16 protein-coding genes and 1 riboswitch are annotated in these 18,492 nt (G+C 69.4%); of the genes, 5 read left to right on the top strand and 11 right to left on the bottom strand.

The features are described 5' to 3' along the window. Positions 1–157 precede the first annotated feature (157 nt). Together tadA and FrCorBMG51_RS06145 are read right to left on the bottom strand one after the other, a co-directional pair. On the bottom strand, positions 158–649 hold the full coding sequence (gene tadA / locus FrCorBMG51_RS06150; protein ID WP_076842416.1) for a tRNA adenosine(34) deaminase TadA: 492 nt from the start codon (positions 647–649) through the stop codon (positions 158–160). 1 nt (position 650) lies between these two features. After that, entirely contained in the window at positions 651–1,136 is a 486-nt protein-coding gene (locus FrCorBMG51_RS06145; protein WP_047222109.1) for a tRNA adenosine deaminase-associated protein, read from the bottom strand. A gap of 533 nt (positions 1,137–1,669) precedes the next feature. On the opposite strand from FrCorBMG51_RS06145, the gene FrCorBMG51_RS06140 reads away from it, so the two are divergent. Continuing rightward, entirely contained in the window at positions 1,670–2,935 is a 1,266-nt protein-coding gene (locus FrCorBMG51_RS06140; protein ID WP_047222108.1) for a Mur ligase family protein, read from the top strand. A gap of 43 nt (positions 2,936–2,978) precedes the next feature. Beyond that, the gene (locus FrCorBMG51_RS06135) at positions 2,979–3,725 is read left to right on the top strand and encodes a type 1 glutamine amidotransferase (protein ID WP_047222107.1); all 747 of its coding nucleotides are present in this window, start codon (positions 2,979–2,981) and stop codon (positions 3,723–3,725) included. Between the two features lie 131 nt (positions 3,726–3,856). Here the strand turns inward: FrCorBMG51_RS06135 and FrCorBMG51_RS06130 are convergent, their stop codons facing one another. Further along, the gene (locus tag FrCorBMG51_RS06130) at positions 3,857–4,384 is read right to left on the bottom strand and encodes a MarR family winged helix-turn-helix transcriptional regulator (protein ID WP_047222106.1); all 528 of its coding nucleotides are present in this window, start codon (positions 4,382–4,384) and stop codon (positions 3,857–3,859) included. A 256-nt stretch (positions 4,385–4,640) separates the two neighbouring features. Between FrCorBMG51_RS06130 and FrCorBMG51_RS06125 the strand changes: the two genes are divergently transcribed. Next, on the top strand, positions 4,641–5,291 hold the full coding sequence (locus tag FrCorBMG51_RS06125; protein WP_338052697.1) for a PHB depolymerase family esterase: 651 nt from the start codon (positions 4,641–4,643) through the stop codon (positions 5,289–5,291). 415 nt (positions 5,292–5,706) lie between these two features. On the opposite strand, the gene FrCorBMG51_RS06120 is transcribed toward FrCorBMG51_RS06125, so the two are convergent. Beyond that, positions 5,707–6,678: a C40 family peptidase gene (locus tag FrCorBMG51_RS06120; RefSeq protein ID WP_047222104.1), complete on the bottom strand. Its 972-nt coding sequence runs from the start codon at positions 6,676–6,678 to the stop codon at positions 5,707–5,709. Positions 6,679–6,866: 188 nt separating this feature from the next. Beyond that, positions 6,867–7,042, bottom strand: a riboswitch (cyclic di-AMP (ydaO/yuaA leader). 523 nt (positions 7,043–7,565) lie between these two features. Here FrCorBMG51_RS06120 and FrCorBMG51_RS06115 point away from each other — a divergent pair. Beyond that, the gene (locus tag FrCorBMG51_RS06115; RefSeq protein ID WP_200902353.1) at positions 7,566–8,846 is read left to right on the top strand and encodes a 4-hydroxybenzoate 3-monooxygenase; all 1,281 of its coding nucleotides are present in this window, start codon (positions 7,566–7,568) and stop codon (positions 8,844–8,846) included. A 9-nt stretch (positions 8,847–8,855) separates the two neighbouring features. Here the strand turns inward: FrCorBMG51_RS06115 and FrCorBMG51_RS06110 are convergent, their stop codons facing one another. Both FrCorBMG51_RS06110 and corA read right to left on the bottom strand, forming a co-directional pair. Beyond that, positions 8,856–9,230 (bottom strand): hypothetical protein, encoded by a 375-nt coding sequence (locus FrCorBMG51_RS06110; RefSeq protein WP_047222103.1) that lies wholly within the window; start codon positions 9,228–9,230, stop codon positions 8,856–8,858. A 584-nt stretch (positions 9,231–9,814) separates the two neighbouring features. Further along, positions 9,815–10,999, bottom strand: coding sequence for a magnesium/cobalt transporter CorA (gene corA / locus FrCorBMG51_RS06105; protein ID WP_086055286.1), 1,185 nt, complete (start codon positions 10,997–10,999; stop codon positions 9,815–9,817). Between the two features lie 504 nt (positions 11,000–11,503). Here corA and FrCorBMG51_RS06100 point away from each other — a divergent pair. Beyond that, complete coding sequence (locus FrCorBMG51_RS06100) at positions 11,504–12,337, top strand: hemerythrin domain-containing protein (protein ID WP_052914382.1); 834 nt, start codon at positions 11,504–11,506, stop codon at positions 12,335–12,337. Between the two features lie 169 nt (positions 12,338–12,506). On the opposite strand, the gene FrCorBMG51_RS06095 is transcribed toward FrCorBMG51_RS06100, so the two are convergent. The 5 genes from FrCorBMG51_RS06095 to FrCorBMG51_RS30690 form a co-directional block, all read right to left on the bottom strand. Beyond that, complete coding sequence (locus FrCorBMG51_RS06095; protein ID WP_047222102.1) at positions 12,507–13,511, bottom strand: beta-ketoacyl-ACP synthase III; 1,005 nt, start codon at positions 13,509–13,511, stop codon at positions 12,507–12,509. Positions 13,512–13,976: 465 nt separating this feature from the next. Further along, a complete protein-coding gene (locus FrCorBMG51_RS34500) occupies positions 13,977–14,531 on the bottom strand; it encodes a DNA polymerase III subunit delta' C-terminal domain-containing protein (protein ID WP_476742116.1) in 555 nt (184 codons plus the stop codon). Continuing rightward, positions 14,494–15,255, bottom strand: a complete 762-nt coding sequence (locus FrCorBMG51_RS34495; RefSeq protein ID WP_476742115.1) for a DNA polymerase III subunit delta' — start codon at positions 15,253–15,255, stop codon at positions 14,494–14,496. The genes FrCorBMG51_RS34500 and FrCorBMG51_RS34495 overlap by 38 nt, the downstream gene beginning before the upstream one ends. Positions 15,256–15,327: 72 nt before the next feature. Then, positions 15,328–18,090, bottom strand: coding sequence for a dTMP kinase (gene tmk, locus FrCorBMG51_RS06085; protein ID WP_086055278.1), 2,763 nt, complete (start codon positions 18,088–18,090; stop codon positions 15,328–15,330). Continuing rightward, a partial coding sequence (locus FrCorBMG51_RS30690) for a topoisomerase C-terminal repeat-containing protein (protein WP_275452046.1) occupies positions 18,090–18,492 on the bottom strand: 403 nt, incomplete at its 5' end. The genes FrCorBMG51_RS30690 and tmk, both read right to left, overlap by 1 nt.

The raw sequence follows: 18,492 nt of genomic DNA, 5'->3' as shown, positions 1-18,492 counted from the left end.
GCGGCCCGCCCCGCGCCGCCCCGGCTGTATGTCCTGGCAGCCGCGAGCGGGCTCGGCTCGCATCGCCGGCTCATACTGCTGGCTGGTACTGCCCGGCGCGGCCTGTAGTGCGGGTCCGTATTGTCCGGATCGTGATTCCGCGCCGCCCGGGTCATGATCATGATGGCTGTGGCTTCCGGCGGGCGACGAAGAAGTCCGTCAGCAGGCGCGCGCATTCCTCCTCCCGTACGCCCGTGATCACCTCGGTGTGGTGGTCGAGGCGTGGGTCGCGGACGGTGTCCCACAGCGAGCCGGCGGCGCCGGCCCTGGGGTCGTACGCCCCGTAGACGAGGCGGTCCACCCGGGCCATGATCAGTGCGCCCGCGCACATCGCGCACGGCTCCAGGGTGACGACCAGGGTCGTCCCGGACAGCCGCCACGTGCTGGCACGTGCCGCGGCGGCGCGCAACGCCACGACCTCGGCGTGGGCGGTCGGGTCCCGCTCGGCCTCGCGGGCGTTGCGGCCCCGGCCGATGATCGTTCCGTCGGCGTCGACGACAACGGCGCCGACCGGGACGTCTCCTGTCGCCAGGGCCTGTTCGGCCTCCGCCAGGGCGGCGCCCATCAGCGCGGTGAGGTCGAGCGCGCCCGGATGGGGGAGGCCCCCCATGTCAGCTCCCGATCTCGTCCAGGATGTCGGCGCAGCCTGCACGCTCACTGATCGCCGCCACCACGTCCGCCGGCAGGAGGCCTTCTTCCGTGATCAGTTCGATCAGCGCGTCGGCGTCCGTGCCGAGGTCGGCGAGCAGGTCGATGTCGCCGACGGGCTGTCCGCCGGCCGGTGCGTCGTCGGAGTCGTCGTCGAGGTCCCGCCGGCCCACCGGTGGCAGCGCGCCGGCGAAGAGACGGTCGGCGAGGGCCGAGGTGAACAGCACCCGGTGGTCGGACAGGAACACCCGCGGGTCGCTGATGTCACCTTCCACCCGCACGATGCCCAGGTACTCGTCATCCTCCTCGACGAAGGCGACGGCGAGCTCGGGGGAGACGTCGTGCAACAGATCCGCGAGTGCGTCAAGGTCGTCGATGTCGTCGAGGTCGATCTCCTGCGCGCTCCAGCGTCCGCGGATGCGGCCGATGGCGCTGGCTTTCTGGGTCACCGAGTTCTCCCACGGTCTTGTGTCGCATCCATACCAATTCCGGGTGTCCGCTCAGTGGCCGCTGGCTCCGAGCGTCCGCCTGGTGGCCGGCGGCCCGCGGTCACCGGCCGGGCCGCATCCCCACCCGGGCCACTCGTCACGACGGAGCACGGCGGCAGCGGTTCCAACAGATCGGCTGCTCTGTCCATGACGGCCGTCCGCTCACGTCACCCTGCCGCACCCTGCTCTGTCCCGCCCGGACAGTGATGTGACCGCCCGCGGCGCGTCCTTGTCGTATGTCGTACCTGCCCCGATGGGACACGTCCTTGCCGGACATGCCTGGCGGACAGATGTCCGGCGCACGTCATATCACACCTCGTACCACACTCGTACCCCATCGGTTCACCACTGTTCCGAGGATGCCCCGGCACTGCCTCGGGGCTGTCCCGGGGCCGGTCCGACGCTGTGCCCGGGGCAGCGCGGGGATCGACATGCGGCCGGTATGACGGGGTGTCGGTCACCGGCGCGGCGGCCCGTGGCACGCTGGGGAGGCGATGACCACACCCTTCCCGCGCCGGTTCTCCGCCCGCACCCGTGCCGCCCTTGCTGTGGAGAAGCTCGCGTCCTCGGCATCCCGCCAGCTGGGACGCGGATCCGGTGAGATGATCGGCGGCAAACTTGCCCTGCGGGTCTCCCCGGGGATCCTGTCCGAGGTCGTGGCCGAGCAGATGGTCGCCTGCGTCAGCGGGACCAACGGCAAGACCACGACCACCCGGCTGCTGGCCCGCGCGCTGGGCACGCTCGGCCCGGTCCGCAGCAACAGCGGTGGCGCCAACATGGCGGCGGGCGTGCTGGCAGCTCTGTCCAAACCGCCCTACGACGCGGCTGCCGCGCTCGAGGTGGACGAGATCTGGCTGCCCAAGGTGGCCAGGCAGATCCAGCCCCGCGCGGTCATACTGCTCAACATCAGCCGTGACCAGCTCGACCGGTCGAACGAGACCCGGCGGATCGCGAGCCTGTGGCGTGATCTTGGTGCCGAGCTGCCCGGCGCGACCGCGATCGCCAACGCCGACGACCCGCTGGTCGCCTGGGCCGCCGCCGGCTGGTCGAAGCAGACCTGGGTGTCGGCGGGCCAGAACTGGACCGCGGACGCGATGGTGTGCCCGCAGTGTGCCAGCCTGCTGCACCGCAACGCCACGGGCTGGTGGTGTGGCTGCGGGCTGGCTCGGCCCGAGCCCCTCGTCGCGGTCACCGGGCCGCACGAGCTGCTCTGGTTCGGTCGTCACCTCACGGCCTCGATCGACCTGCCCGGCCGGGTGAACCTCGGCAACGCGGCCATGGCCGCCGCGGCGGCGAAGCTCTTTGGGGTCGAGGTCGAGCACGCGCTGGCCGCGATGACCGGCCTCGAGGACGTCCAGGGCCGTTACCAGGAGGTCGAGCTCGGCGAGTCCGGTATCCGCGGGCGGCTGCTGCTCGCCAAGAACCCGGCCGGCTGGGTGGAGATGATGGAGCTGCTCAACACCACGCCCGCCCGGCCGGTGATCGTTGATTTCAACGCGCAGACCGCTGACGGGCGTGACCCGTCCTGGATCTGGGACGTCCCGTTCGAGCGGCTGCGGGGCAGGCAGGTGCTGGTCACCGGTGGGCGCAAGGAGGACATGAGCGTCCGGCTGGCATACGCGGAGATCCCGCACACGGTCCATCCGGATGCCGAGAGCGCGGCGGCGACCCTGGACGAGAAGATCGTCGACGTGGTCGCGAACTACACCGCCTTCCGCGACATCCTGGGGCGGGTCGCCCCGGTGAGGACGAACAGGTGACCAAACAGGTGACCATCCACGGCGACATGATCGGGGCTGTGGCATGAGCCGGGACTCGGCGACCCGGATCGCCCTGATCTACCCGGAGCTGCTCGGGACGTACGGCGACGGTGGCAACGCGACCGTACTGGCGCAGCGGCTGCGCTGGCGTGGCCTGCCGGCCGAGGTGATCGGCGTCCCGGCCGGGGAGCCGGTGCCGGCCGGGTGTGACATCTATCTGCTCGGCGGCGGTGAGGACGAGCCGCAGGTGCTGGCCGCCGAGGGGCTGCGCCAGAACAACGCCATCGCGCACGCGGTGGCCCAGGGTGCTGTTGTTCTCGCGGTGTGTGCCGGATACCAGGTGATCGGTGTGTCCTTCCCCGGTGGTGAGGGCCGGATCCACGACGGCCTGGGCCTGGTGGACGTGGAGACGCGACGCTCGTTCGAGCAGCCGGTGCCGCCGCGCGCGGTCGGTGACATCGTCGTCGAACCCGCCCCCGAGCTCGAGCTGCCGTTGCTGCTCGGCTACGAGAACCACGGGGGACGCACCCGGACCCTGCCCAACGGGCACGGCCGACCGCTCGGGACCGTGCGCAAGGGGGTCGGTAACGGCACCCCGGACCACACCGACGGTGTCGTGAACGGGCGTGTGATCGGTACCTATCTGCACGGTCCGGTCCTCGCGCAGAACCCGGCCCTGGCCGACCTGCTGTTGTCCTGGGTGCACGGCTGGCTGCCGGAACTGGCTGGCCCGCCGGAGACGGAGATGCTGCGTCAGGCGCGCCTGCACGCCCTGGACGTCCATGCCTGACGCCTGACCCGGGGCCACGCCGGGGCCCTTGTGATCTGGGGCCCCTGTGACCTGGGGTCGTGCCCGACTCGGGGTGAGGAGTCGCGAGGAATCTTCCGTGGGCGCGGGGAGAGGCATCCTACCGTTCGGTGTCAGTCCGTCCCGGCGGTCGGCGGGGTGGCGGGTGCGGGACACGGCTCGTTGTGCTGCGGTGGCAGGTAGCTGCGGTCGTGTTCGGCGATCGCCACGTTCAGCCGGCCCAGCAGCGCGCCGAAGACGCTGAGCTCTTCCTGGCCCCAGGTCCGTACCAGGATGTTGATCTTTTCTACCCGTGCGGAGCGGGTGGCGAGGTAGCGTTGCTGGCCGCGGGTGCTGAGCTTCACCAGCGTCGCCCGCCGGTCGCTGGGATCGGTGGTGCGTTCCACCAGCCCGGCCGTGGCAAGCGCGGCAACCTGGCGGCTCACCGTGGAGATGTCCAGGGCGAACACCGTGCCCAGGGTGGTCAGCCGTACGGCGCCGTGTTCGTGGATGTGGCTGAGCAGCAGGTAGGCGGAGCGGTCCAGAACCGTCCCGGAGTCGTCGGCGATGGCCATCCGGAAGCGTTCGGCGCGCCGGCCGAACACCGACAGCTCGTGTTCGATCTTGATCAGTCGATGGTCGAGTTCCTGACCACTGTCCACTTCGGCCTCACCCCTGTTCCGGCAGCCGTATGCCCCGCAATCCGATGTTGTCGAGATTCTGGTGGATACACCACGTCAACGAACGAGCTGTGCCGTGGTTGCCATACCGGCCATGCTTGTTTGACTACTTTTAGTGATCATTCGGTGTCGCAAGCTGGTCGGGTGTGAGGCAGCACACTCCGGGTAGGTCCCGACTTGCCCACGACGCGAGGCGAATCTGCCGAATCGACGGCTCCTGGTGTGGTTCGGTTGTCTCGTGGTGTCGAATCCGCTGAAAGCCGGGAAACAGCTATGGGCCAAGAACCGCAAGCGGGTACTGATCATCGGTGCCGTGCTCGTGGTCGCCTGGATCTACGTGTCCCGTTCGGGTAACCCGGACACCGAGCGGGCAAAGATACCGGCGGGGTACCTCTCCGCCGAACGCGAGCTCGCCGTTCATGCCGACGCCGACCCCGGCAAGCCGCTGCCGCTGGTCCTCGTCCTGCATGATGACAACAGCGACGCGGGCGCGATCGAAAAGATCACCGAGGCCTCGACGCTCGCCGACCGACGGGACTTCGCCGTGGTCTACCCGGAAGCCGTGGACGGCGAATGGAGGTTGGACGATCCCCAGGGCGCGGACGTGCAGTACCTGCGTGACGTCGTGCGCTACGTGTCGCAGGAGCGGTCGAAGATCGACCAGTCCCGGATCTACATCTGGGGCCTTGGCGAAGGTGGGCGTGCCGCCCTCGCGGTTGCCTGCGCGGCGCCCGGCAACGGGCTGAAGTTTGTCGCCGTCGCGACGGTGGGGCCGGTCGGGCAGAGCCCGAGCTGCTCGCCAGAAACCCATGTCCAGCATGTCGATGGGGCGTGGAACGAACGGGTCACGCGCGCTCTGTGGGACTTCTCCAGGCAGTTCAAGGCGTAGGAGCGGGCGGTCCCGGTGGTCGTCCGCCATGGCTTGGGGAACTCGCGGAGGAGGCGCCTGCGGGGAGCTTCGGTCTCGGCCGGGCATCCGGTCGGTGGGAGGGGGCGGCTCCCGCCGACCGACCGGACTGTGGGGGGGGTCCAGTACGACCGGCCGGCGGAAGCCTCTTGTTCCGCCGGGCTTTCCGAGCTGGGGGGGTTGGCTCGGTCCGACCAGCGGAAGTCATCATCGCGGGATGCCGCCCGCGGAGTGCCGCCAGGTCGGTGTCGACATCGACCTGGCGGCAAGGTTCACGCACAACCGGAGGGGGAGGCTGTGTGGGAACCCGCCTGTGAATTGTGTTTATAAGGTTTGGTTATCAGTACACGAAGCCGTGTACTGATAACCAGCTGCGGACGCGGGCTGATCGGTTCAGTCAGAGAACCCGGCCGACAGAATACGACGTGGTGTAGATGGACCTCAGCGAGACGACGTCGCCTGACTTGGGCGCCACCCACATCTTACCATCGCCCGCATAAATACCAACATGGTAGATATTACCTGGCGTGCCGTAGAAAATCAGATCACCCGGCTGCTTGTTGTACTGCGATATCCGGGTGGTCGCCTCGTACTGTCCCTCGGCGGTGCGGGGGAGGTTGCGTCCCAACTGCTTGAAGACGTACTGGACCAGCCCCGAGCAGTCGAAGGTGTAGGGGCCCTCCGCGCCGTAGACGTAGGGCTTGCCGGCCTGCTGGGCCGCAAGATACACCGACCGTTCGCCGAACGAGCTGGCGGCTGCGAGTGCGCCCGAGATGGCGCTGCTCACGGCCGAGCCACTGACGCGGGCAGTCTGGAAAGGCCGGGGCGCCGGGGTATTGGGGATCACGGTCAACGTGCCGACGTTGGTCGACCGTGTCGACCGCAGAGCGTCGGTTCCGTCGAAAATCGCGGTGACCTGCGTGGTGGTGAGGACCTTGGCAGTGTAACTGGTGAAGCCCTGCTCGTTGGTGTAAAGGTGCTTGAAGGTCGCCCATCCCTCCGGCAGCTTCACCTGGACCTTGACGAGCTGGTTGGCCAGCGGCGCGTGGGTGACCGCGTCCTCAAGATGGAATCCCACCTCCACCGGCTGGTCTGCCTTCACGGAGACGTCCGGATTCGTGACTTTGAGCACGACACCGGTCTTGGGATGCAGGTCGGTCTGGTCGAGCACCTGACTGGTGACCGATCCGGAACCGTCCGTGGACAGCGGATTGATGGTGGAGGTGCGCAGGCTGGCCAGCGATGCCTGGCTGCCGAACTGTGATCCGAGCGTTATGGGCGAGGTGACGGAAGCATCGTCGGAATTTGAGTCGGCCGTGGCACATCCGGCCAGGGCGACACCGGACACCGCGACGGTACCGGTGGTCATCACGGCGACAGCGGCCCGAGCTCGCGAGCGGCCCGTTCCGGACTGCTGCGTGGGCGCGCGATGTCGGCCACGTGTCGGGCGGTCGACGTGCCGGTCGATCTGCTGCCGGCGGGGTGACGACGAAGCCGTCTGCGACGAACGCGATCGTAGTGCCGGATCAGGCTGCACATCATGCGCAGACAAAGTTGTGATCCTTCCCGTTCGCCTGCGAGGTGAGCTGTCGGGTTCGGGCTGGGCTGCCCGGTGGGTCGCGCGACCATCGCGCTGCGCACTTCACCCCGAGGACGACACCGCGGTTCGGTGCCGCCCGGTGGAGGATGGGTCCCCCGCTCCTGCCCTGGTGACGACTCGGAGGGAACACCGGGACCGCGGGCAGGATTCGGCAGTTCGGCCCGGTGTGTCGTGACGTCGGCGCGAGACTAGTTCATACGGATGGCGCTAGTAAACACTAGTCCCTCACAACTACCCCAAGTAGTTGTATGAAGTGTCATAGCCGGCTGTTCTACCCCATCCTCCTTCGCCGGCCGGGGCGGCGTCGGGTGCGACCAGCTGGCTTGTGACCTTCGGTCGCCCGGCTGACGTGCCGCTTTCCGTGACTTGCGGGATGCGGAGGATGACAATACGCCATAGCGGCGGCAGATGGTCGGCTGGGGGCCTTCGGGCACGGATAGTCAGCAATATCGCTACTTTGAGTAGCGATCAGCACTATCCGCCAACAGCACTCTGCTCCTTTTGCGAAAATTATCCGGTTTGTTGGTGTCGGGTTGTCGGCCTCCTGACGCGTGTCGGAATGTGACGTCGTACTCTGGCAGTGCCTCGCCCGGATCGGTTCGTCCGGGTCAGTCATGTGATCAGGGCAGCATGACGGGTGATCAGGAATCGTGTCGATGCTCCCGGGGGAGGCGCTCGCCGTGACGCGCTCCGCTCCGGGGTCCGCACCGGACGGGCACGGCGCGCTCCAGCCGGGCGCGTCTGCCTCGCGGCCGCGTCCTCGCCGGGTGGGCGTCGTTGTGATTGGCGCGGGTGTCGCGGGCCTGGTGGCGGCGGTCGTACTGGCTCGTCGGGGTATCGACACGCTCGTGCTCGAGGCCGCCAGCCGGGCCAGGGTGGAAAGCCGTCCACGTGCCGGGCTGCTCGGGCCGGCGGCGGTGGACGCCCTGGAGCGCAACGGGCTTGCCGACGGCCTGCGGGCCGAAGGTGCGCCACACCACAACTGTGAGTTCCGGCATCGTCGCAGAGCGTTTGTCGTCGAGTATGCTCGCCACGCGGGCGGACACCATCACGTCGTCTACCCGCAGCAGAAGCTCGTCGCCGACCTGGTTGCCGCCTACCTTGCCGCGGGTGGCGTCATCGAGTTCGGCGTCACTGACGTGATGCTGGACGCGCTGACCTCCGACCATCCCGCCGTCTCGTTCGTCACGGCCGACGGGCAGCGGCAGACAGTGGAAAGCCGTTTCATCGCGGGCTGCGATGGTCATCACGGCGTTTCCCGCGGATCGATCCCCGAGGGCGCGTTGCGCCACATCCGACAGCGTGACAGCGCATGGGCCTGGCTCGCCGTCCTGGCCGCGGTCACCCCGTCCACGGATAAGATCATTTATGGGGTCAGCCCGCGGGGATTCGCCGGCCACATGCTGCGTGACCACCGGACAAGCCGCTTCTACCTACAGGTGGAGGCCACGGCCGACGCCGCGGACTGGCCGGCCGAGCGGATCTGGGAGGAACTGCACGCCCGGCTCGCCGTGGACGCCGACTGGCAACTGGCGGAAGGGCCGTTGCTGGAGCCGCCGAACGTCATCACGATGGACTCGGTCTTCTACGAACCGATGCGGTTCGGACGTCTCATACTCGCCGGGGACGCCGCGCGCCGGGTACCACCGGCGGCGGCCAAGGGCGCCGGGCTCGCCATCGTCGACGGTGAGACGCTCGCGCTCGCGGTGGCGGCAGCCCTGCACGACGCGGACGAACGTCCGCTGAACGCCTACTCCGAGGTGTGCCTGGGCCGGGCCTGGCTGGCGCAGGAAGCATCGACGAAACTTCTGCAGCTGGTCAACGTCGAACTCGCCGACCCGTTCGCCCGGCGCCTGCAGGACGTTCGCCTGGACCGGCTCCGAACCTCACCGGTCGCCGCCGCCGAATTCGCGGACCACTATCTCTCCCCTCGTTAGGGCGTGTCGTTACTGGTGGCGGGTGCGGGGGGGCGGCCGGCGGGAGAGCAGACCGGAGGTCTGTAGGACCTGGAGTTCGATCGCGAGTTCGTGGACCTCCGGCGGCAGCGAGCGATGGCTGGCGGCCAGAGCGGCCAGGGCGGTCTGTGTCCGGTCCGCGAGGCTGTCCAGAGCACGCTGGTGCGTACGCATCTGGGCGCGCTCGTCCTGAATCGCGCGCAGCGTCTCCTCCTGCCAGCGCCGGGCACGCATCAGGTCCTCGCTGGCGCTCGCGGCCTGCCGCTCGGCGTCTTCCAGGCGTCCGAGCAGGTGGTCGAGCTGCTCCAGCCTTGCCGCGAGCTCTGCGACAAGGTCGTTGCGGACGGTGTTCATCGATGGGGTCATCGGCCCGCGCCGCCCTCGTCGTGGATGTGCGGGACGACGGCGCGCTGGCTGCCGGCGCCAAAGGTACGGCCGAGGATCGGGAGCCGCCGCCTGCCGCCGAGCGAGGATCGGGAGAACCGAGTAGGGAACGGCCCCCTGTGAAAGCCCGACACGATCCATTACGGTAGCTGACAGCGTGGTCCTCGTGAATCCCGACGGGGAGGTCGCGCCATGGGACAACCGGTACAATACGATCGAATCGTACAATTGGTCGTATGGCTGGCCACATGTCATGAGGCCAAGTTGGCCACATGACACGGCTGGTCGCGCGGATTGCCCGCCGGACGCGGCGGCTGGTCGGGCCGTCCTGCATTACCTCTTCTTCTCTGTCTTCTCTTCGGATGCCGCTGGACGGCCGCTCATGGTCCGGGCGGGATCGGGCGGGCCGTGAGCGGCCCACCGGGAAGGATTCCGGATTCGGCGGGAGCCCGGCCCGGCCGCCGATCCGCATGGCCGCCGATCCGCATGGCTGGCGATTCAGCACCGGAGCCGGTGGGCGGCGGGGCCGTCCCGATCCGCGCGGCCGAGGGCCCGGCGGGTTCGGCTCAGAGCCATCCGTTCCGTTTGAACGCCCGGTACAGGAAAAAACAGACCGTCGCCATCAGGCAGAGGACCGCCGGGTATCCCCAGACCTGGCGCAGTTCGGGCATGTGCTCGAAGTTCATACCGTAGATACCGGCTATCGCGGTGGGTACCGCGGCGATGGCGACCCAGGCGCTGATACGGCGCATGTCCTCGTTCTGCGCGATGGTGACCTGCGTCAGGGTCGCCTGCAGTATCGAGGAGAGCAGTTCGTCGAACCGGGCGATTCGCGCGGTGACCTCCTCAAGGTGGTCGGCGACGTCCCGGAAGTACGCCCGGATTCGTGGGTCGATCCCGATGACGCCGGGCTCGGCCAGCGCGCGCAGCGGTGCGTACAGCGGCATTATGGCGTGCTTGAACTCGAGGACTTCCCGTTTGAGCTGGTAGACCTTGCCGGTGTCGGGCCGCAGCGACCGCTGGAAGACCGACGCCTCGATGGCGTCGATGTCGACCTCTATTTTTTCGGTGACGGCCAGGTAGTCGTCGACGATCTGGTCGCAGATGGCATGCAGGACGGCTGACGGCCCGTGCCGGAGCACCTGCGGCTGCGCCTCCAGCCGGCTGCGGAGGCTCTGTAGCCCGCCGTGTTCGCCGTGCCGCACGGTGACGACGAAGTCGTGGCTGAGGAAGACCATGACCTCTCCCGTGTGCACGATCTCCGATGTCGCCGTCAGTTCCTCGTGATCCACATAGCAGACGGTCTTGAGGACGACGAAAAGTGTCTCCGCGTACTGCTCCATCTTCGGGCGCTGGTGCGCGTTGACGGCATCCTCGACCGCGAGCGGATGCAGCCCGTACACGTCTGCGATGGCGGTCAGTTCGGGCGCGGTCGGCTGGTAGAGGCCGAGCCAGACGAAGCTGTTGCGCTGTTCGCGGGCTGCCCGTAGCGCGTCGACATGGTCGACGGGGTGTGGATCACGATGGCCGTCCCGGTAGACCTCGCAGGCGACCACCCGTCCCGAGGGGGCCGAGGGAGTTTCCTGACGCTGCCGGCGTCCCTTCGGGTGCAGCCGGACCAGGGAAACCCGCCTGGTAACGGCTTCCGTCAGCCAGGCGGTCGCGGTCCCACGGTCGGCGTGGCCCCGGGAGAAAAGGTGATGCTCGCTGTGACGGTCGTCGGAATTGTCACCGAATTTCTGGTCGGTCACATTCAGCTCCTCCTGTTCTTCGGTACCGGTCATGCCCGTGTCCGGACGTCATCGCGGTCCGCGTGGCCGGGAATGCTGGTGGTGTCGGCGAGGAGAGTTCTGTCGCCAGGCGTGGTCATCCGATTTCTTTCTGTTGGACACTGTGCTGCCCGGGCAGTTGGGGCTCAGCAGCCCTGAGGACGCTACCGGGGGCGTCTCGTGCCTGTCCGGATCACCGTCGAAAGTCCGCGTTACCCGCCCTGCCACGTCCGCCGCCGATATATCCGGTGTATCCGGTGGGGCTGTGTCCGACTGGGCATGGACCATCCTCGCAAGCACAGCTTGACCAGTGGACATGATGCGCCGATTCTGTTGTTTCCGGCTCATGAGTCGGCAGGCACGAGGTCGGCGGGTGGTTCGGCCGACCCGGGGGCCAACAGTGGCGCGATCATCTTTTCGCGCCCGGGTTCCTCCCGGATCGGCAGCGCCGGGGAGGCCTGGTCTCCAGGGTGTTAGGGGGCGGCGATGACGACCGCGGCAGGTTCGGGAGGAGCCCGGCCGGAGGACCCGGCGGGAGCCCGGCCGGAGAGAACGGAGAAAGAAACCGGATCCGGCGAGCGGGCTCAGCCAGCGGCATCCCTGCTCGGCCTGGTCAGGGCCGCCCACGATCACATCGATGACCTTGTCGCTCGGACGTTCTCCGCCGTGGCGACATCCGAGGACCCCAGGCGCCCGCTGCGGGCGGCCGACACGGCGGTCGCGGCGATCAGCGCTCACATGTACGCGGTGCAGACCGCCGTCTACCCGGTGGCACGCCGTCACCTTCCGCCGGCTGGCCAGGCATGCGCCACCGAGCTGCGCATGGTGGCACGGGAAACCGAGTCCGTGACGCGTGGTATTTCTCAGTATATTCAGGGTGACATGCACCAGCCGAACGAGTCGATGCGGATGTTGCGTGAGCGTCTCGCCGAGCTCGGGGAACGGCATGTGGCTCTCGAGGAGTCCATGCTCGCCGACTTGGACGAGGTGCTGTCCGGCCCGGAGCGGCGCCGGGCGGCAAGCGCGTTCGAACGGTCGGTGCGGCGGGCGCCCACCCGCTCGCATCCGCATCTTCCCCGGACGATCGGCATCGGTGGTCTGATGCTGCGGGTCGCGGGAAGCTGGGATCATGTCCTGGACGCCATGGACGCGCGCGTCGCCGCGGAGACTCCGCCGCGAACCCCGGTACCCGTGGGGCTGTGGGGATGGTATCTGCTCGGCGGCCCCGCTCCCGCGTCGCAGCCCGAGCAGGCGATGAGCGGCGAGCGGGGGAACGGCCAGCGGGAAGTGGCCCAGCAGATCCAGCAGAAGGGCGCGTAATAGTTTTTTGCCGCCTACCCGAAGGATTCGTGGACTGGTGTACCAGAAGGGCACCCGACAACAGCTGTACCAGAAGGGCACCCGACAGCTGTTGTCGGGTGCCCTTCTGGTACACATTTTGAATCGTACCTCTGACTGGTGCGGCCGGTGACGGATCCCGGAAAGGTGTTCAGGGGAGCTGGACAACCTGGGCGGCGTAGACCAGGCCCGCGCCGAAACCTATGAGCAGAGCGAGCCCACCGGACGGTACCTGCCCGCTGGCGAGAATGTCGTCCATCGCGAGCGGAATAGATGCCCCGGAGGTGTTCCCGTGCACTTCGATGTCCCGGGCGACGGTCACCGTCCCGGGCAGGGCGAGCACCCTGCACAACACGTTGATAATACGGATGTTGGCCTGGTGCGGAACGAACGCGACGAGATCGTTCGCCGTGATGCCGGCCTCGTCGAGCGCCGCCCGCGCGACGGGCGCCATCTGCCAGGACGCCCAGCGGAAGACCCGCTGGCCCGCCATCCGCATCGTCGGCCAGGGCAGCTCGGGGTTGTCGCGCCAGTCCAGATAGGAGCGGTCGTGCGCGATGGCATCCCGGGCCGAGGGATCCGACCCCCACACCACCGGCCCGATACCCGTCGTCTCGGACGGCCCGACGACAATCGCTCCGGCGCCGTCCCCGAACAGAAAAGCTGTGCTCCGGTCATGCGGGTCGATGATGTCCGACATGCGCTCGGCACCGATTACCAGCACATGTCGGGCGCTGCCGGCGAGCACCATGTCGCTGGCGATCGCGAGCGCGTGGCAGAAACCGGCGCAGGCGGCCGATATGTCGAATGCCGCGGCCTTCTCGGCGCCGAGCCTGGCAGCCACGTCCGTGGCCACCGATGGTGACTGGGTGACATGGGACATCGTTGCCACCAGGATGCATCCGACGTCGGCGACCTCGACACCGGCGCTGGCCAGCGCCTTGCCGGCGGCTGTCGCGGCCATCGCCCCGAGGGATTCCTCGGCATTCGCGAACCGACGGCTGCGGATACCGGAACGGGATTCGATCCACTCCGGTGTGGAGTCCAGCCGTTGGCAGATGTCGGCGTTCGACACCACTGCCATCGGGCGATAGGCGCCGACGCCGAGAATACGGCTCCCGGCCGGCCCGGTTCGTTTCCGAATGATTCCGCTCATCGCCGCTCTTCCCGTTCCCCCATGGGAGCTGACTTCTCGGACGATCGCCGTTCCCGGTGAGACGCTTTCCATGGAGCTGGCCCTTCGGAGCCACCGGGCCGGGTAATCCGGCTGGTCCGGCGACTATTGTCACAGCTGGTCGGGCCGTCCGACGCGGAGACAACGATCATTTTTTGATGAACATGTGGCAACTATGTGTCGAACTCTGCCGTCCGACTGCTCTGTCATTCAGTTTCTTTGTCGCTACTCTCTGTTCTGGAGTATCTGTGGTGTCGTTTCGGGCATCGTATCGTATCGCTCTGTTGGCACGTATCGGACGCGATCGGAAGATGCAACAACATATCGGATCTTCCCTACGGTGAGGGGAGAATCACAGGGAAGGTCGCGGCCGGGTCGAGCCGGAACCCGCCCGGCCGGCCGACCGGCCGGAGAACAGATGATCGTCGTGCTCGGCGAGCGTTGCGCTCAGCCGGCACGCAGGGCGAGAGCGAGAGCCTCAACCGTCAGCAGCGGGACCAGCCCGGGGTTGTCGGCCAGCCGGCGGCGGCATGCCAGGACGGCTTCCAGCCGGCGCAGCGTCTGTTCGGGGGTGGAGCCCCGGGCCAGTTGCCCGGCCAGCTCGTGATGATCGGGGTGAATGGCGTCCACCGGCGCGCCGAGCTGCAGGACGAGCACGTCCCGATACCAGCCTGCGAGGTCGAGCAGCGCCCGGTCGAGAGAGTCCAGCACCGTCCGCCGGCCGCGGCTTTTCTGCGTCTTCTCCAGCTCCTTGAGCGCGCCGGCAGCTCCCCGGACCGTCATCGCCCGGCCCTTCGCGCCCGGCTTGACGGCTCTGGCACGTTTCGCGGTGCTGCCGGCGGACGTTGCGCCGACCCCGAGCGCGGTCTTCAGAGCCTCGGTCTCAACTTCGTCACGGATGGTGTTCGCCGCACCGGCGTCCGCGTTCGCCGCGCTCACCAGATCCGCCGCGGCGCCGAGGCAGTCACCCGTCCGGCGCAGGCGGGTGGGGATGCGCAGCACCTCGGCTCGCCGAGCCCGNNGCTCGCCGAGCCCGAGCCGCCTCGTCGGTGGCAAGCAGGCGGGCCCGGTCGAGATCCCCCTGGCTCGCCGCGGCGGCGAGCCGCGCGGCCGCGTCCTCGACGCCCGCGCGTGCCAGCGCGTCGGCGACGTCCGACGGCCGGGGCAGCCGCAGCGCGACCACCCGGCAGCGGGACCGGATGGTGGGCAGGACGTCGTCCACCGACGGCGCGCACAGCAGGAACACCGACCGCTGCGCGGGCTCCTCCAGGGCTTTGAGCAGGGCGTTCGCCGCCTGGTCGGTGAGCCGGTCGGCGTCTTCCAGCAGCAGGATTCGCCAGCGGCCCGACGTCGGCGCGCTGGCCGCGTCCCGCACCAGCTCTCGGACGTCCTTCACGCCGAGAGACAGGCCCTCCGGGCGGACCGTGCGCAGGTCGGCTGCGGTGTCGGTCAGCACCGTGTGGCAGCCCGCGCACTCACCGCAGCCAGGGGGGATGCTCTCGCAGTTCAGCGCGGCGGCGAACGCCCGTGCCGCCGTCGTACGGCCGGCGCCGGTGGGGCCGGTGAACAGCCACGAGTGGGTCATGGCGGTGCGGGCTGCCACCAGCCCGCCGGCCTCGTTCACCCCCGCCGCCGTCGCGGCGGCGGCGAGAGCCTCGACGACCGGTGCCTGGCCGACCAGGACGTCCCACACGCTCACCGCGCCATTGTCCGCCCCGCCCACCATCCCACCCACGGTGGGTCGACACCGGGGCACGACAGCGGCGGGGCAGCCGGGAAGCGGCGGAGAGGGCTTTGATCACCTTGCGGATCGTCCGGAGGCCGTGGGCAGGTTGTCCGGTACCCAGGCTGCCTCGGGATCGTCCGTCGGGCCGGTGGCCTCGGTCCCGGTTCTGGTTCCGGACACGGGCGGCTCGCTTCTCTCCGTCCCCCTGGCCAGATCGCTCGGAGCGGCGTGATCAGCGGAGCCGACCGGGCCGGCGGGGTCGACCGGGCCGGCGGGGTCGACCGGGCTGACTGAGTCGGCCGGGCCAGGTGCCGGCGAGATCGTGGCACTGTCCGGGGACGCGCGCGTGTGCGTGGGGCGATCGGGCGATGCGGGACGGTCGGGCGGTGCGGGACGGTCAGGCGGCGTGGGACGCACGGGCACCGCGGCGGGTGGCTCCTCGGACGCGCTGTCGGACGTCGCCTGCGGACGGGGAGCGCCCGGGCCGTCGTCCTCGCCCCGGCGTAGATACCCGGTGACGACGTTACGGATCTGGTTGTGCACGGCGTCCGGCGAGCGGTCCGCGTCGAGGACGACGTACCGGTCCGGTGTGCGCTCGGCGAGCTGGCGGAAGCCGTCCCGGACGCGCTCGTGGAACGACAGCTCCTCGGCCTCGATCCGGTCGATGCCGGGCGCCTTGGCACCGGGCGTACTGGCACCGGACGCCTTGGCGCCGGAGACGTCGACGCCGGGGGTCGAGCCGTCGCGGTCCTTGCCGGCCGCCTGCCGGGAGGGAACCGCATCGTGACGGGAGGAAGGCGAGGAGCCGTCACGGCCTGGCGCGCCGCCACGATCGCGATCCGTGGGGCGCTCGCGGTGGGAACCGTTCCCGCTCGCGCGGGCCCGCGCCCGGGCGAGCCCGGTCCGCGCGGGGATGTCGAGCAGGATCGTGACGTCCGGGAGCAGCGACCGGGTGGCCCACCGCGACAGCATGGCGATGTCGTCCGCGCCGAGCTGGCGCCCGGAGCCCTGGTAGGCGATGGAGGAGTCGATGAACCGGTCGCTGACGACGATCGCGCCGCGGGCCAGCGCTGGCTCGATCACCCGGGAGACGTGTTCGGCGCGGTCCGCGGCGTACAACAGCGCCTCGGTACGGGGGTGCAGCCGCGCGGCCGGGTCCAGCAGCAGCTCCCGCAGTTTCACGCCCAGCGCCGTCCCGCCGGGCTCCCTGGTCACGACGACCTCACGGCCGGACGACGCCAGCCACGATCGCAGCCGCTCCACCTGGGTGGACTTGCCGGAGCCCTCACCGCCCTCGAGCGCGATGAACAGGCCGGCGTGGCGAGGCCGTTCGGGTGCCGCGCGCCGCCCCAGCAGGGCGTTCCACAGCTCCGGCAGAACCGCGACACCCTTGCGCTCGTCCATCTGCCGGTAGGCGAACAGGCCGACGGCCACCGCGAGCAGACCGCCGCTGAGCAGGACGATCGTGACACCGTCGGTGCGCACCCGCAGGTGACCCCACAGATCAAGGTGATGCGAGCCGATGAGCCCGACCAGACCGGGCGCCACGGCCAGCACCAGGAGCAGATCGACGCGGACCAGGGACTGCACCAGCGCGAAGGTCCGTCCGCGCAGCTCGTCGCTCACCCCTGCCTGCAACAGCGTGTAACCGGTGACCCAGGCGATGCCGGCGAACGCGCCCACGAAAACGACCAGGACGCAGGCCAGCACGAGGTTGGGGACGACGGCGACCAGCAGCATGGTCACGCCGGCGGCGGTGACGCTCAGGCCGAACAGACGGGAACGGCTGTAGTCGCCGAGCACCCGCGGCCCGAGTGCCATGCCGGCGGCGAGCCCGACGAACACCGCGCCGAACAGGACACCGTAGGCGGAGTCCCCGCCGCCGAGAATCTGGACGTAGAGCCGGCCGAGCGCCACCACGCACCCCGCACCGGCGAAACCGCCAAGGATCCCGACGACCAGGCCGCGGACCATCCTGTCCCGGCCGACGAACCGCAGGCCTTCGGCGATCGACGACCAGAGGCCCGGGTTCGCCTCGGCGTCGAGGCGGTTGGCCCGGCCGATACCGCGCAACCCGAAGATCACCACCGCTGACACCAGGAACGTCCCGGCGTTGAAGTACAACGCGAGATCGAGCGGGGAGGTCCTGAAGAACGACACGCTGGAGCCGAGCGCGCGCGACAGGGTGGCCAACAGCGAGAAGATCGCGGCGCCCAGCGGCGCCGAACCGTACGTGGTGATCAGACTCAGGGTGTTCGCCGTCGCGAGCCGCTGCACGGGCACCAGGTTCGGCACGCTGGCGTCCTTGGCCGGGTTCCAGAACAGGCTGACGCACTCGATCAGCAGAGACGCGATCAGCAGCCACGCCAGCGTCCCTACCAGGGGGATGGAGACGAACAGCCCGAACCGCAGGACGTCCGCGACGACCATCGTCAGCCTGCGGTCGAGCCGGTCGGCGACGACCCCGGCGAACGGCCCGAAGATCAGCGCTGGCAGCAGCCGGACGATCAGGACGGAGCCGATCGCGTACGCCTTCTCCGAGAAACCGGCCTGCAGGGAGCTGGCCAGCGCGGTCGTGGCGAGCAGGCCCATCCAGTCGCCGAGGCTGGACAGCGTCAGCGCCAGCCACAGCCGCCGGAACTGCGGTATCCGCAGGACCGCGCGGATGTCCCCCTCGGTACTGCGGTGGGAGTCGGCGGAGCCAGCCGGTGGCGACGGGACCGTCACGACCGGTGGACTACCAGGGGGCCGGTTGGACCACGCCCGCCCGCCCGCCGACGCCGTCGAGGCCGGTGGCCGCGGCGGGTTGTGAGCGTCATCCCCCGGAAGACCCATCAGCCCGTCCGTCGTGGGCGCGGCGACGAGGTGCCCGGCGTACCGCCGCCGTCCGTCCCCGTCGCCGTCCCTGTCCCTGTCGCCGTGGCCGGCTGCGCGGACGTCTTCCTGGTCGTCGTCTTCTTGGCCGTGGACTGCCTGGTGGTCTTGGCGGCCGCCGGCTGCTTGGCCGGCTGCGCCGCCCGCCGCCTGGGTGTTGCCGGGCCGCGGGCCCGCTTCTCCGCGAGCATCTCGGCCGCCCGTTCCACGGTGAGGGACGCGACGTCGTCGCCCTTGCGCAGGCTCGCGTTGGTCGTGCCGTCGGTGACGTAGGGTCCGAACCGGCCTTCCCGCAGCACCATGGGGGCGCCCGTGGCGGGATCGGGGCCGAGCTCACGCAGCGGTGGGGTCTCGGCGGCCCGC

The sequence above is a fragment of the Protofrankia coriariae genome, from assembly GCF_001017755.1.
GTDB lineage: Bacteria > Actinomycetota > Actinomycetes > Frankiales > Frankiaceae > Protofrankia > Protofrankia coriariae.
This window is presented reverse-complemented; position numbering and strand designations above follow the sequence as displayed.